This window comes from Streptomyces sp. NPDC088732 (assembly GCF_044751205.1).
Lineage (GTDB): Bacteria > Actinomycetota > Actinomycetes > Streptomycetales > Streptomycetaceae > Actinacidiphila.
The window spans coordinates 1-12,579 of the sequence record NZ_JBIVLI010000012.1 but is presented as its reverse complement, the minus strand read 5'-3'; the positions used below and the strand labels follow the sequence as shown (position 1 = coordinate 12,579).

At 74.1% G+C, this 12,579-nt stretch carries 12 protein-coding genes and 1 pseudogene; 5 read left to right on the top strand and 8 right to left on the bottom strand.

The features are described 5' to 3' along the window. Nucleotides 1-20: 20 nt before the first annotated feature. The 4 genes from ACIP9H_RS20845 to ACIP9H_RS20830 all read right to left on the bottom strand — a co-directional run bounded on the left by ACIP9H_RS20845 (nt 21) and on the right by ACIP9H_RS20830 (nt 2,243). The gene (locus ACIP9H_RS20845) at nt 21-314 is read right to left on the bottom strand and encodes a zf-TFIIB domain-containing protein (RefSeq protein WP_401960125.1); all 294 of its coding nucleotides are present in this window, start codon (nt 312-314) and stop codon (nt 21-23) included. 7 nt (nt 315-321) lie between these two features. Beyond that, nucleotides 322-1,314 carry a phosphotransferase gene (locus tag ACIP9H_RS20840; RefSeq protein WP_401960281.1) on the bottom strand — a complete coding sequence of 331 codons (993 nt, stop codon included), beginning with the start codon at nt 1,312-1,314 and terminating at the stop codon, nt 322-324. Between the two features lie 213 nt (nt 1,315-1,527). Next, a complete protein-coding gene (locus ACIP9H_RS20835) occupies nt 1,528-1,731 on the bottom strand; it encodes a hypothetical protein (protein ID WP_360917238.1) in 204 nt (67 codons plus the stop codon). A gap of 269 nt (nt 1,732-2,000) precedes the next feature. After that, nucleotides 2,001-2,243 (bottom strand): hypothetical protein, encoded by a 243-nt coding sequence (locus ACIP9H_RS20830; RefSeq protein WP_360917241.1) that lies wholly within the window; start codon nt 2,241-2,243, stop codon nt 2,001-2,003. A gap of 207 nt (nt 2,244-2,450) precedes the next feature. On the opposite strand from ACIP9H_RS20830, the gene ACIP9H_RS20825 reads away from it, so the two are divergent. The 5 genes from ACIP9H_RS20825 to ACIP9H_RS20805 all read left to right on the top strand — a co-directional run bounded on the left by ACIP9H_RS20825 (nt 2,451) and on the right by ACIP9H_RS20805 (nt 9,560). After that, nucleotides 2,451-3,626: a protein kinase gene (locus ACIP9H_RS20825; protein WP_401594346.1), complete on the top strand. Its 1,176-nt coding sequence runs from the start codon at nt 2,451-2,453 to the stop codon at nt 3,624-3,626. 690 nt (nt 3,627-4,316) lie between these two features. After that, nucleotides 4,317-5,501, top strand: coding sequence for an acyl-CoA dehydrogenase family protein (locus tag ACIP9H_RS20820; protein ID WP_401960122.1), 1,185 nt, complete (start codon nt 4,317-4,319; stop codon nt 5,499-5,501). Further along, a complete protein-coding gene (locus ACIP9H_RS20815; protein ID WP_401960120.1) occupies nt 5,498-6,619 on the top strand; it encodes an acyl-CoA dehydrogenase family protein in 1,122 nt (373 codons plus the stop codon). The genes ACIP9H_RS20820 and ACIP9H_RS20815 overlap by 4 nt, the downstream gene beginning before the upstream one ends. A gap of 149 nt (nt 6,620-6,768) precedes the next feature. After that, nucleotides 6,769-8,268 (top strand): long-chain fatty acid--CoA ligase, encoded by a 1,500-nt coding sequence (locus tag ACIP9H_RS20810; RefSeq protein ID WP_401594044.1) that lies wholly within the window; start codon nt 6,769-6,771, stop codon nt 8,266-8,268. 20 nt (nt 8,269-8,288) lie between these two features. Further along, the gene (locus ACIP9H_RS20805; protein ID WP_401960117.1) at nt 8,289-9,560 is read left to right on the top strand and encodes a PucR family transcriptional regulator; all 1,272 of its coding nucleotides are present in this window, start codon (nt 8,289-8,291) and stop codon (nt 9,558-9,560) included. Here the strand turns inward: ACIP9H_RS20805 and ACIP9H_RS20800 are convergent. From ACIP9H_RS20800 to ACIP9H_RS20785, 4 genes and pseudogenes are all read right to left on the bottom strand, one after another. Beyond that, nucleotides 9,548-10,282 carry an acetoacetate decarboxylase gene (locus ACIP9H_RS20800; protein ID WP_401594040.1) on the bottom strand — a complete coding sequence of 245 codons (735 nt, stop codon included), beginning with the start codon at nt 10,280-10,282 and terminating at the stop codon, nt 9,548-9,550. The genes ACIP9H_RS20805 and ACIP9H_RS20800 overlap by 13 nt on opposite strands. A gap of 58 nt (nt 10,283-10,340) precedes the next feature. Next, nucleotides 10,341-11,558: a CaiB/BaiF CoA transferase family protein gene (locus tag ACIP9H_RS20795; RefSeq protein ID WP_401594038.1), complete on the bottom strand. Its 1,218-nt coding sequence runs from the start codon at nt 11,556-11,558 to the stop codon at nt 10,341-10,343. Between the two features lie 142 nt (nt 11,559-11,700). Beyond that, complete coding sequence (locus ACIP9H_RS20790; RefSeq protein WP_401594035.1) at nt 11,701-12,312, bottom strand: histidine phosphatase family protein; 612 nt, start codon at nt 12,310-12,312, stop codon at nt 11,701-11,703. Between the two features lie 117 nt (nt 12,313-12,429). After that, nucleotides 12,430-12,579: pseudogene (locus tag ACIP9H_RS20785) on the bottom strand (6-phosphogluconate dehydrogenase); the annotation flags it as partial.

The following is a 12,579-nucleotide window of genomic DNA, read 5'->3' as shown; positions in this document are numbered from 1 at the left end:
TGCTCCGGCCCTCTGTCGTCTCAGGACGAGAAGAGCATGTGCGCCCAGCTGCTGTGCTTGTGGTGGCCGCCGTGGTGGCCCCCGTGGTGACCGCCGTGCTGCGGCGCGCCCCAGGCCGGAGCGGCGTGCTGCTGCGGGTAGGCCTGCGGGTAACCGGGCGGCGGAGCGGGCTGGGTGAACTGCGACTCCACCCGGGTCAGGGCCTCCAGCTCCCCGTAGTCCAGGAAGATTCCCCGGCAGTTGACGCACTGCTCGATCTGGACGCCACTGCGGTTGAACGTCTGCATTTGGCCATGACACTTGGGACAGAGCATCGTCGGCTCATCTCCTCGCTCGCACCGGCCGGGGGTTCTCCCCCGGCGTTGAACTGAACTTTACTTCCGCGATTCGGCGGCATGTGTCGAGGACGGCTTGTTCCGTTCCGTCCAGCGCGCGGCCCTCCCGAGCGGCCTTGGCGACGGCTATGGCGGCCGTCTGCACCGCCAACGCCCGTGCCGCCACGTCCAGATGCGGCCACGGATCGCCGTCGGCGGGAACGGCGGGGCCGCCGGCGGCGCGGTACGCGCCGAGGAAACGGCCCCAGTCGGCGGGGTCCAGCAGCCCGGCCGCGAACCACATCGCGGGCCGGGCCAGGTCCCAGGCGGGCCGGCCGAGCCCGAGATCGTCCACGTCGATCAGCCGCCACGGGCCCAGCGGCGCGGGGTGGCGCACCAGTTGGCCCAGGTGGAGGTCGCCGTGGCACAGCGCGGCGCCTTCGCGCGGCTGCGGTGCCTCGTCACGGGCCCAGGCGGGCAGCCCCCGCCAGGCCGCCAGGACGGCCGGCTCCGGCGCGCCCGCCGCCAGCATCCGGGCCACCCCCCGGGCCGCCTTGGCGGGCCCGCGCATGGGCGGCAGCGGGCCGGGCAGCGCGCCGACCGGGACCGAGTGCAGCCGGGCGAGCAGCGTGCCCGCGTCCTGCCAGGGCGCGACGTCCGTCTCGTCGGGGTCGACGGGGCGGCCGTAGGGCCACAGCGTCACCGTGCGGCCCTGTACGGGCGCGCTCAGGGCCCCGTCACGGCCGGGCAGCGCCGCCGGGGGCAGCAGGATGCCGTCGAGCAGCGGATGCGCGGCCACGCGCAGCCGTACGGAGAGCGCGTCGGGGTCGGTGTCGCCCGCGTGGGCCTTGGCGACCAGGTCGCCGCTGCGCACGACCGTGGACTCGGCGCGCTCGGCCAGCACGGCGGGCTCCGGCGGACGCGCCGGGCCGGGAATCCCCGAGGCCGCTGCCGCGACCGCCCCCAAGGCGCGCGTCAGCGGCGGTGCACTGCTGGTCAACGACTCCCCCACTGCTGGTTTCACCGGCCCACTGTGCGGCAGCGCGCCGCGCGGTGGCAATGCCGGAAGAACCTGAAGAACCTGAAGAAGATGCCCGGGTACCGCCACAGGTACCCGGGCACTCATGCCGTCCGCCGGACCCCCGTCCCCACGGGGTTACTTCACCGGCTGTCGCTGGTCCGGACCGCTCTTCCGGACCCTCGGAGCGATCTGTCAGCGCCCCATCAGACCGGCTACGGACGACGCCTGTGTGACGACCGCGTCCCAGCCCCCGAAGACCACCGCGAGCAGCACCGCCAGCGGCAGGGCCATGGCCACCGCCACCAGAGGGTGCCGGGTGCCGGACGGACGTATGCCGAAGGCGGCGATCCTGCTGCCGCGCCCCGGCCGCACCGGGCGGCTCACCGTGTTCGCCATGGCCCTCTCCTGGGTCCCGTGGTCGTGCATCCTTGTGGTGATGTTCAGGGCGGCGGGCGTTTGACCTCGGGGGACGAGTGCTCCGCCCGCCGCTTGACCTCAACACTAGGCGGGCGTCCCGGGGCGGGTCGTCATGCCTTCGTACCCCTTCTCCGGCCTCCCCCAGGATGACTCCGCGTCGCCTGGCGTACTCCCGTGGGTGGAGGTGACGGCCGGTTGCCCCGGGACATCCCCGAGGGGATGTCCCGGGGACGGGCGCGGCGGGGCGGTCAGTCCCCGTCGCCCTCCTCGGTGTCGTCCCTGGGTACGGGCTGCTCCACCAGCGCGAGGACCCGCGTCGCCATGAAGCGCGCGGTCCGCACGACCGAGCCGGACCGGGTGACTTCGCTCACTTCCACCACCCCTCGGCGCACTGCCGTCTCGACCCTGCGACCTGCCCTGGTGGCCACCACTTCGTACGTCCTGGTCGTGTCCCCCGCGTCCACGACGATCTCCACACGATCACCTTTCATGGCGTCAATCCCCCTTGCCCGATGGATTGTTGACGGCATGAAGAAAATCCGGCCCCGGATCGGCCGGACCGTTCCCCACTCTTCAAGGATCCCACCCGGCACTGACAATCCCCCGTCCGGCGCGGGCGCGGCCTCGCGGCGCGACGCTCTGTCAGTCCGTAAGCTGTCGACGTCAGACTGGCCGGGCAGGCAGCGGGGATGGACGACATGACGATGATGCGGCTCCGGCGCGAGGACCCGCGTGTCGTCGGCTCGTTCCGGCTGCACCGGAGACTCGGCGCGGGCGGCATGGGGGTGGTGTACCTGGGCGCCGACAAGCGCGGCCAGCGCGTCGCGCTCAAGGTGATCCGCCCCGAGCTCGCCGAGGACCAGGAGTTCCGCTCCCGCTTCGCCCGCGAGGTCTCCGCCGCCCGGCGCATCCGCGGCGGCTGCACGGCGCGGCTGGTGGCCGCGGACCTGGAGGCCGAACGCCCCTGGTTCGCCACGCAGTACGTGCCCGGCCCCTCCCTCCACGACAAGGTCGCCCGCGACGGCATCCTGCCGGCCGCCGAGGTCGCCTCGATCGGCGCGGCCCTGGCCGAGGGCCTGGTCGCCGTGCACGAGGCCGGGGTCGTCCACCGCGACCTGAAGCCCTCCAACATCCTGCTGTCGCCCAAGGGTCCGCGCATCATCGACTTCGGCATCGCCTGGTCGACCGGCGCAAGCACGCTCACCCACGTGGGCACGGCGGTCGGCTCCCCGGGCTTCCTCGCCCCGGAGCAGGTCCGCGGGGCCGCCGTCACCCCCGCGACGGACGTCTTCGCCTTCGGCGCGACGCTGGCCTACGCCGCCACGGGCGACTCGCCCTTCGGGCAGGGCAGTTCGGAGGTCATGCTCTACCGCGTCGTCCACGAGGAGCCGGACCTCGCGGGCGTCCCGGACTCGCTCGCCCCCCTGGTCCACGCCTGCCTGACGAAGGATCCGGAGGCACGGCCCAGCACGGTGCGGCTCTCCGAGCGGCTCGCCGAGATCGCCGCCCGCGAGGCCCGCGGGCACGGTCCGGGCCGGCGGGACATCGTGCCCAAGGCGGCGGGCCCCCGCCCCGAGCGGCCCACGGGCCCGCGGGCGCAGGCGTACGCCGACCAGCAGACGGAGCGGCGCACGGCCCCGGGGACGCCCGCCCCCGGTCCGCGGACCCCTGCCCGCACGCCCGCCCGGACCCCTTCCGGCCGCACCCCGGCGAACCGCCGTCCCGGCGGCCCGGACCGGCGACTGCTGCGGCAGCGGCTCGTCGTGTTCGTGACGGTCACGCTGCTCGTGGCGCTCGGGATCGCCGCCGCGCAGGGCTGTCAGGGCCCCTCACGCGGCCTGCGGTCCCCTTCCGGGGTTGCGGCCCACGCGTAGCGCTGCGCTTCGCTGATCCGGGTTTTTTCCCCGCCCTCCCGCCCGTGTGCCCTGTGAAGTCAGGTACCCCGACGCGCCTTGTGTGGGGGCCGGGTGCGGGCCCTCCGGGGCTGCCATTCTGGACAGCACATTTAGGTGCCTCAGGTACTCGCATTGATCGCTCCGGGTTGTGCACCCAAATATGCTCCAGTGTCCAGAACGCCACCCCTACGACCCCGCCCCCTCCGTGAGCTCTCGCGCCTGATCCCCGGTGGGTGGGTATGGACGGCACCGTGCTCGGGCACCCGTTGGCGCCGCGCCAACGACCTGCTCCGCCGTCACCGCCCACAGACACCCCACCGGCCGTCAGTCGCCCCAACGGCCCCGGGAGGGGGTGCGCCGGGGTCCGCCCGCTGGGGGCACCTCCCAGCGGTAGCTGGGGGAGGGACGAGCGGAGACTGCGTGGTCGATGCCGAACGATGTGGGGGCACACCGCGAGCGCCGTGGGGGTCCCCCCGGCCGAAGGTTGGGGGAGGACTCCGGAGCGGCGCCGACCCCACAACGCACGCAGCGCAGGGCCCGCACTCACCGTGCCGGGCACACGGGAGGGAGGGTGGGGAAAAGGAGCCCCAGGGGGTGACGCCAGAGGCCCCGGTGGGTTACTTTCCAAGCGCTTGCTTAGTGAACCGCGACCGCGGAGGTACGCACCGCATGACGCTCACCCCCGAGGAGCTGCGCGAACGCGTGCGCACGCTGCTCGCCTCGTACGATCCCGCGGCGACCGACCGCCCGGACTTCCTGCGGGCCCGGTTCGACGCCGGGCTGGCGTGGGTGCACTACCCGGAGGGCCTCGGCGGGCTCGGCGCGCCCCGTGCGCTGCAGGCCGTGGTGGACGCGGAGCTGACCGCCGCCGGGGCGCCGGACAACGAGCCCCGCCGCATCGGCATCGGCCTGGGAATGGCGGCCCCGACCGTCCTCCGCTACGGCACCGAGGAGCAGAAGTCCCGCTTCCTGCGCCCGCTGTGGACCGGCGAGGAGGTCTGGTGCCAGCTGTTCAGCGAGCCGGGCGCCGGGTCCGACCTCGCGGGCCTGCGCACCCGGGCGGTCAGGGACGGCGACGACTGGATCGTGTCCGGCCAGAAGGTGTGGACGTCCAACGCCCACAACGCGCGCTGGGCGATCCTGATCGCCCGCACCGACCCGGACCTCCCTAAGCACCAGGGCATCACGTACTTCGTGTGCGACATGAGCGACCCCGGGGTGGAGGTGCGGCCGCTGCGCCAGATCACGGGCGAGGCGGAGTTCAACGAGGTCTTCCTCACCGGCGTCCGGATCCCGGACGCGCACCGCCTCGGTGCCGTCGGCGACGGCTGGCGGGTGGCGCAGACGACGCTGATGAACGAGCGGGTCGCGATCGGCGGCACGGCGCTGCCCCGCGAGGGCGGCATGATCGGCACGGTCGCCACGACGTGGCGGGAGCGGCCGGAGCTGCGCACGCCGGACCTGCACGACCGCCTGCTGCGGCTCTGGGTGGACGCCGAGGTCACCCGCCTCACCGGCGAACGGCTGCGCCAGCAGCTCGCGGTGGGCGCGCCCGGCCCCGAGGGCTCGGGCATGAAGCTGGCGTTCGCCGCGCTCAACCAGCGCGTCAGCGGGCTGGAGGTCGAGCTGCTGGGCGAGGACGGACTGCGCTACGGCGACTGGACGATGACCCGGCCGGAGATCGTCGACTTCTACGGCCGCGACGCCGGCTACCGCTACCTGCGGGCGAAGGGCAACTCGATCGAGGGCGGCACGTCCGAGATCCTGCGCAACATCATCTCCGAGCGGGTCCTCGGCCTGCCCTCCGAGCCCCGTACGGACAAGGACGTCCCGTGGAAGGACCTGCCGCGATGAGTTCCGATCTGCTGTACTCCGACGTCGAGGACGATCTGCGCTCGGCGGTGCGCGGGCTGCTCGCGGACCGGTGCGCGCCCGCGGACGTGCTGGCGCACGTCGCCGGCGGCGCGTCCCACGACGGGGCGCTGTGGCGCACGCTCGCGCGGGAAATGGGCCTCGCGGGGCTGCTGGTGCCGGAGAAGCTGGGCGGTCAGGGCGCCTCGGCCCGGGAGGCCGCGGTGGTGCTGGAGGAGCTGGGCGCCTTCGTCGCGCCGGTTCCGTTCCTGGGCAGTGCCGTGCTGGCGACGTCCGCCCTGCTCGCGGCGGGCACCGAGGACGCGGACGCGGTGGCGGCCCGGCTCGCCGAGGGCACGGAGCCGGCGGCGCTCGCCGTGCCCCTGCCCACCGCGCCGGACGCGGCCTTCCCCGCGACGGTGCGCGCGGACGCGGACGGAGTGCTGACCGGGCGCGTGACCAGCGTGGCGGACGGTTCCGCCGCCGGGCTGCTGCTCGTGCCCGCGCTGGGTCCCGGCGGCCCGGAGCTGTACGTGGTGCGGGCGGACGCCGAGGGAGTCGAGGCATCCGTTCCCGTACCGCTCGACCTGACCCGGCCCATCGCCGACATCACGTTCACCGGGACTGCGGGCCGTCGCGTCGCGGGTCCCGGGAGTGCCGCCGCGGCGCTGCGCGCCGCGCTGCTGACCGGCGCGGGGCTGCTGGCGTCGGAGCAACTGGGCGTCGCGCAGTGGTGCCTGGACGAGACGGTGCGGTATCTGAAGGAGCGGCACCAGTTCGGCCGCGCGGTCGGCTCGTTCCAGGCGCTCAAGCACCGGTTCGCGGACCTGTGGCTCGAACTCGTGCAGGCCCGTGCCGCCGCCCGCAACGCCGCCGACGCGCTCGCGCGCGGCGACCGGGAGGCGGCGGTGGCGGTCGCCGTGGCGCAGGCGTTCTGCGCGCCGGTGGCGGTGCGTGCCGCCGAGGAGTGCATCCAGCTGCACGCCGGCATCGGCATGACCTGGGAGCACCCCGCGCACCTGTATCTGAAGCGCGCCAAGGCCGACGAGATCGCGCTGGGTACGCCCGGCCGCCACCGGGCCGCCCTGGCGGCGCTGGTGGACCTTCCGCCGGCGAACTGAGTCACCGCACCGTGCGGCGGGCCGCCGCACGGTGCGGTGGCCGGGCCCTGCACCGGGGCGTAGCGTCACAAGGGAGAGCGGCGCCTGCACCGCGCTCCGGTTGGTCTGCGGCCCGGTGCGGCGGCACGACGCTGGAGGGCGGTTCCGGTATGAACCTCGCTTCTGACCTGGTGGACAGCGCCCGCGCCCACCCGGACCGCGCGGCACTGCGCGCCGGGTCCGACACCGTTGCGTACCGCGCCCTCGACGAGGGCAGTGCCGCGCTGGCACGGCGGCTGCGCGACCGGGGCGTCGCACCGGGCGACCGCGTCGCGATCATGCTGCCCAACACCCCGGAATTCGCCGTAGCGTACTTCGGCGCGCTCCGGGCCGGCGGCATCGTCGTCCCGATGAACCCGCTGCTCAAGTCCCCCGAGGTCGCCTACTACCTGGGCGACTCGGGCGCGCGGCTGCTCTTCGTGTGGCACGCCGTCGCCGGCGAGGCGCGGGCCGGTGCCCGGCAGGCCGGGGCCGAGATGGCCGTGGTCGAACCCGGCGGGTTCGACGGGCTGCTCGCGTCCGGCCCCTCCACCGGGGACATGACCGACCGGCACGCGGACGACACCGCGGTGATCCTCTACACCTCGGGCACGACCGGGCACCCGAAGGGCGCGGAGCTGACCCATGCCAACCTGACCCGCAACCGCGACGTGGCCGCCGAGCTGATCCGGCTCGGCCCCGACGACGTGGTCTTCGGGGGCCTGCCGCTGTTCCACGCGTTCGGGCAGACCTGCACGCTCAACGCCTCCGTCACCGCCGGGGCCTGCCTGACGCTGGTCCAGCACTTCCGCGCGGAGGCGGCCCTGGCCGTCCTCGCCGAGCACGGGGTGACCGTCCTGGCCGGAGTGCCGACGATCTTCCGCAGGCTGCTGCAGCCGCCCGGCAGGGAGAGCTACGACCTGTCCCGGCTGCGGCTGTGCATCTCCGGCGGTGCGTCGTTGCCGGGCCAGGTGCTGCGCGACTTCGAGGCCGCGTTCGGCTGCGCGGTGCTCGAGGGGTACGGCATGTCGGAGACCTCGCCCGTCGCCGCGTTCAACCCCCTCCAGGGCGCGCACAAGCCGGGTTCCGTCGGCATCCCGGCGCCGGGCGTCCGGATGCAGGTGGTCGACGGCAAGGGCGAGGAAGTGCCGTGCGGGGAGACCGGCGAGATCGTGATCAGCGGTCACAACGTGATGAAGGGCTACTGGCGGCGCCCCGAGGACACCGCGGCCGCCATCCGCGGCGGCCGGCTCCACACCGGCGACCTCGGCCGGGTCGACGAGGACGGCTACTTCTGGATCGTGGGGCGGCAGAAGGACGTCATCATCCGCGGCGGGAACAACGTGTACCCGCGGGAGATCGAGGCCGTGCTGTACACGCATCCGGCGGTCTCGGAAGCGGCGGTCGTGGGGCTGCCCGATACCGATCTCGGCGAGGAGGTCGGCGCGGCGGTCGTCCTCGCGCCGGGAGCCCACGCCACGGCCGGGGAACTGCAGGAGTACGTCAAGGGCCGGGTCGCCGCGTACAAGTACCCGCGAAGGATCTGGATGGTGGACTCGCTGCCGAAGGGGCCCACCGGAAAGGTCCTCAAACAGCAGATCGCCCCTCCGGCCGGGGCGGGCAGGCGGTAGGGCGACGGCGGCGGACGCGCATGGACACGACGGGGAGCGCTCCCGAGGCCGCGAAGCAACTCTCCCTGACCGCGGCGCACATGAGGCCGCGCCTGCCGGACGTCAGTCGCGGCATCCGGGACCACGTGGTCGCGGAACTGCCGCAACTCGGCTACGACGGGACCCTTCTGAGGCTCCTGCACGCCGCTGTCTCGGAGAGTGCCGCGACCCTGCTGGACGTCTTCGAGAACGGCATTCCGCCGGACACCGCCGGAGAACCCGCGGCGGCCCGGGAGTACGCGCGGCGGCTGGCGCAGCGCGACGTCCCGGTCACCGCGCTGATCAGGGCCTTCCGCATCATGCACGGGCGGTTCCTGCAGCGGTGTCTCGACGAGCTCCACCACCGGTCGCCGGACGAGGAGTTGTCCGCCGCGACGACCGCCCGCATGCTGGCGGTGAGCTTCGACTGGGTCGACCGCGTCACCGAGCGCGTCACCGAGGTCCACCGGCGGGAACGGGACCTCTGGCTGCTGAACGGGACCGCCGGGCTCGCCGCACGGGTCCGGGACGTCCTCGCGGAGGAGGACGCCGATCCCGGCCGGGCGGTGCCGGCCCTCGGCTACCCGCTGGCCCAGCACCACCTGGGGCTGGTGGCCTGGCTCCCCGCACCCGGCCGCGACGGTGCCGCGACGGCCCGGCTCGGCCGGTTCACCGCCGAACTCGCCCGGGGCCTGGGCTGCGCCGCCGGCCCGCTCTTCGTCCCCCAGGACGAAGTCCTCGCCTGGGCCTGGCTGCCGCTGGGCCCGCGCCGCCAGGTCCCCTGGGAGCGGCTGTCGGACCTGGTGGAGGACGCCGATCCCGCCGTGCGGGTCTGCGCCGGAGGTGTGGAGCAGGGCGTCGAGGGCTTCCGCCGCACCCACCGGCAGGCCCTGCGCGCGCAGGAACTCGCCACGACCGCACGGTCCGCCTGCCGGTTCACGGCCTACGACCGGGTCGCGCCGATCGCCTTGATGTGCGGGGACGTCGACGCCCTGGGCGCCTGGGTCAGGGGGGTCCTGGGGCCGCTCGCCGCCGACGACGAGCACGCCTCGCGGCTGCGGGAGACACTGCGCGTCTTCCTGGCCACCGGTTGCAGTCACACTGCCACCGCCGCACGCCAGATCCTGCACAAGAACACCGTGCAGTACCGGATCCGCAAGGCCGAGGAGGCCATGGGGCACACCGTCCAGGAAGGGCGCACCGATCTGGACGTCGCGCTGCTCGCCGTGGAGCACCTGGGCGCGGTGGTCCTCGGGGGAAGTCACGCGAGGTAGTCGTGGACGACCTCGGCGGGCGGCAGGGTGAGGTCGGTCAGGATGTGGCCGGCGGAGAGGACTTCGAGGACCGGGAGGTCCGCCACCGGCGCCAGGGCGTGCTGGAAGAGCTGCAGCCGGGCGGGACCGGTCCAGGAGCCCTTGACGGTGATGTCCGTGACCTGGAACCTGACCAGTTCGCAGATGCGCGGCCTGCCGGTGTAGCCGCGGAGGATCTTCAGCATGAAGGTGGGTCGGCAGACCTCGTCGCGTGCCCGGTCCGCGGCGAGCGGGGCGTGCTTGTAGCCCATGGTGGCCGTCGCCACCCGCAGCGAGCCGTAGTCGAGGGTGCCGACCAGGGTGTCGGAGTCGACGGTCAGCCGCGGGGCGCCGAGCTTCTTCGGGTAGGCGCTGAGTTCACGGCCGCTGGCGATGGCCGGGAGGCTGTCGACGTACATCGCGGAGACGTACTCGCCCCGTTCGCCCTCGTACTCCACGGAGAGCACCTGGCCGGACTCGGCGTAGTCCCCGAGGCCGGTGGTGTCGGGCATCCTCATGAACTCGAACCGCACCGTCGGGTCGGCGACCCGCAGGGGTGCGGGCACGAGCCGTTCCAGGGCCTCGGGGTCCGTGCGGTAGGTGATGTCGAGGTACTCCCGGTCGGTGAAGCGGTACGGGCCCGGCGGGTAGGCCGGGGCGTCCAAGGGGGTGGTGAGCTGCTGGGTCACGTCCTGGGTGCGCATGGTGGGGCCTTGCCTGGGAGGGATGGATGCGGTGCGGGCCGCGCCGTCCGCCGCCGTTTCAGTCGACCGCCGCCGCCTTGCGGAGGCCCGCGATCCCGGCGTCGTCGTAGCCGAGGTCGCGGAGCACGGAATCGGTGTGCTCGCCCAGATCGGGGGCCGGCCGGGGAGGCACCTTCGGTTCCTGGTCCAGCCGCACCGGGCTGTCGACCGTCAGGTGCTGCCCGCCGGCGCCGTCCTCGATCGGGACGAGGACCCGGTTGGCGAGCAGTTGGGGGTCGCGGGCGCACTCCTCGAAGGTCTGCACGACCCCGTACGTGAGGCCCGCGGCATCGAGCAGCGCGCGCCACTCCGCCAGGGGACGGGTCGCGAAGGTCCTGTCCAGCACGGCGGCGATCTCCGCGGCGTGGAGGCGGCGGCTCGGTGTGTCGGCGTAGTCGGGGTTGCGGGCCGCCTCGGGACGGCCGATGGCCCGGAGGAAGAGCGGGACCTGCTTGTCCTCGTTGGCGAAGGCCAGCAGCAGCCAGCGGTCGTCGGCCGTGCGGTACACATTGGCGAGCGCGTTCGGCGGGTCGGTGCGGTCGGACGGGCGGGGGCCCTTGGCGCCGACCAGCACGGCCTGCAGCCACATGCTCGCGGACCAGGCGCCCTCGGCGATCAGGGAGGCCGTGACGCGGGCGCCCTCGCCGGTCCTCTCCCGCCGGTACAGCGCGGTCATGATGCCGGCGAACAAGGTGATCGCCGTCGGGTGGTCGCCCGAGCCGAACGCGTTGATCACCGGCGGCGCCCCGCGAACGCGCGTCACGTCCATCAGGCCGGTGCGCGCCCAGAAGGCGGTCGCGTCGAAGCCGGGCAGGTGCGCGTCCGGGCCCTCCTCGCCGAAGCCGGTGACGTCGGCGTAGACCAGCCGGGGGTTGAGGGGGGCCAGGTCGTCGTAGTCCAGGCGCAGCCCGGCCCGGGTGCGCGGCGGGAAGTTGGTCACCAGCACGTCCGCCCAGACCGCCAACCGCTCGACCACGGGCCGGGCTTCGGGGGACTTCAGGTCGAGGGCGATGCTGCGCTTGTTGCGGTTGTCCAGCTGCCAGGGGTAGTTGACCCCCTCGGCGCGGGGGTTCGGCGGGAAGCGGCTGAGCGCGCGGTAGCTGTCGCCGACGTGCGGTGGTTCGACCTTGACGACGTCGGCGCCGAAGTCCCCGAGCACCGTGGCCGCGGCGGGACCGGCGATGAAGCTCGCGAGGTCGACGACGTGCAGTCCCTCCAGCAGGGGTGTGTGCGCCATGGCAGGTCCTTTCCCGGTACGGCTGCCGGGGCACCGGCTGTGCCGTGTGCTGCCCCTTCGAGGCTAGGAGCCGTGGCGGGAGCGGTCATTGGGCCGGGGACACCACGTTCGGCGGGACCTTGGTGCCCGCGGACCGACGGGGCTACGCCGCGGCCGGGGTGCCCGTGCCGTTCCAGGCCTTGATGACGGGGCGGCCGTGCTCGACGCCGAGCCGGCTGACGGTGCCGGTGTCCAGGGCGAACAGTGATCCCGCGGAGGCCGGCAGGCCGAGGCGGCGGGCGGTGAGGACGCGCAGGATGTGGCCGTGGGCCACGAGGAGCACATCGCCGGCGGCGGGGTCGCGCAGCATCGGCTCGACGCGGGCGAGCACCCGGTCGGCGCGGCGGCCCACGTCGCGGGGGCTCTCCCCCGGGTGGGCGGCGGGCCCGGGGGCCACTCCGTCGGACCACAGGTTCCATGCCGGGCGGGTGCGCTGGATCTCCGCGGTGGTGATGCCCTCGTAGCCGCCGTAGTCCCATTCGCGCAGGTCGGGATCGATCTCGGCGGCGGTCGCCCCGGCCAGTTCCGCCGTGCGCACGGCGCGGCGCAGCGGGCTGGTCAGCACGAGGCCGACGTCGTGGGCGGCGAGCAGGGGGGCGACGCGGGCGGCCTCCTCCTCGCCGTGGGCCGTGAGCGGGAGGTCGGTGTGGCTGGTGTGCTGCCGGGTCAGGGTCCACGCGGTCTCGCCGTGGCGGAGCAGGAGCAGATCGCCCATGGTCGTTCATCCACTTTCGGCGTCAGGAGGGTGCGGTGTGCGGGGTGGGTCGGGAGTGGGCCGACGGGCGGCGGCGCCGGCGTGGGAACGGCCGGCGCCACCGGGATCCGGCGGTGACTACTTGCCGCCGTCGGCGCTCTCGACGGCGTGGCCGCCGAACTGGTTGCGCAGTGCGGCGATCATCTTCATCTGGGGGGAGTCGTCCTGGCGCGAGGCGAAGCGCGCGAAGAGCGACGCGGTGATCGCGGGCAGCGGCACGGCGTGGTC

What these genes read in the sequence shown, in the direction of transcription:
- ACIP9H_RS20845 (WP_401960125.1), bottom strand. Translation starts at nt 314, where the DNA reads ATGCTCTGTCCCAAGTGTCATGGCCAAATGCAGACGTTCAACCGCAGT.
- ACIP9H_RS20835 (WP_360917238.1), bottom strand. Translation starts at nt 1,731, where the DNA reads ATGGCGAACACGGTGAGCCGCCCGGTGCGGCCGGGGCGCGGCAGCAGG.
- ACIP9H_RS20830 (WP_360917241.1), bottom strand. Translation starts at nt 2,243, where the DNA reads ATGAAAGGTGATCGTGTGGAGATCGTCGTGGACGCGGGGGACACGACC.
- ACIP9H_RS20825 (WP_401594346.1), top strand. Translation starts at nt 2,451, where the DNA reads ATGACGATGATGCGGCTCCGGCGCGAGGACCCGCGTGTCGTCGGCTCG.
- ACIP9H_RS20820 (WP_401960122.1), top strand. Translation starts at nt 4,317, where the DNA reads ATGACGCTCACCCCCGAGGAGCTGCGCGAACGCGTGCGCACGCTGCTC.
- ACIP9H_RS20815 (WP_401960120.1), top strand. Translation starts at nt 5,498, where the DNA reads ATGAGTTCCGATCTGCTGTACTCCGACGTCGAGGACGATCTGCGCTCG.
- ACIP9H_RS20810 (WP_401594044.1), top strand. Translation starts at nt 6,769, where the DNA reads ATGAACCTCGCTTCTGACCTGGTGGACAGCGCCCGCGCCCACCCGGAC.
- ACIP9H_RS20805 (WP_401960117.1), top strand. Translation starts at nt 8,289, where the DNA reads ATGGACACGACGGGGAGCGCTCCCGAGGCCGCGAAGCAACTCTCCCTG.
- ACIP9H_RS20800 (WP_401594040.1), bottom strand. Translation starts at nt 10,282, where the DNA reads ATGCGCACCCAGGACGTGACCCAGCAGCTCACCACCCCCTTGGACGCC.
- ACIP9H_RS20795 (WP_401594038.1), bottom strand. Translation starts at nt 11,558, where the DNA reads ATGGCGCACACACCCCTGCTGGAGGGACTGCACGTCGTCGACCTCGCG.
- ACIP9H_RS20790 (WP_401594035.1), bottom strand. Translation starts at nt 12,312, where the DNA reads ATGGGCGATCTGCTCCTGCTCCGCCACGGCGAGACCGCGTGGACCCTG.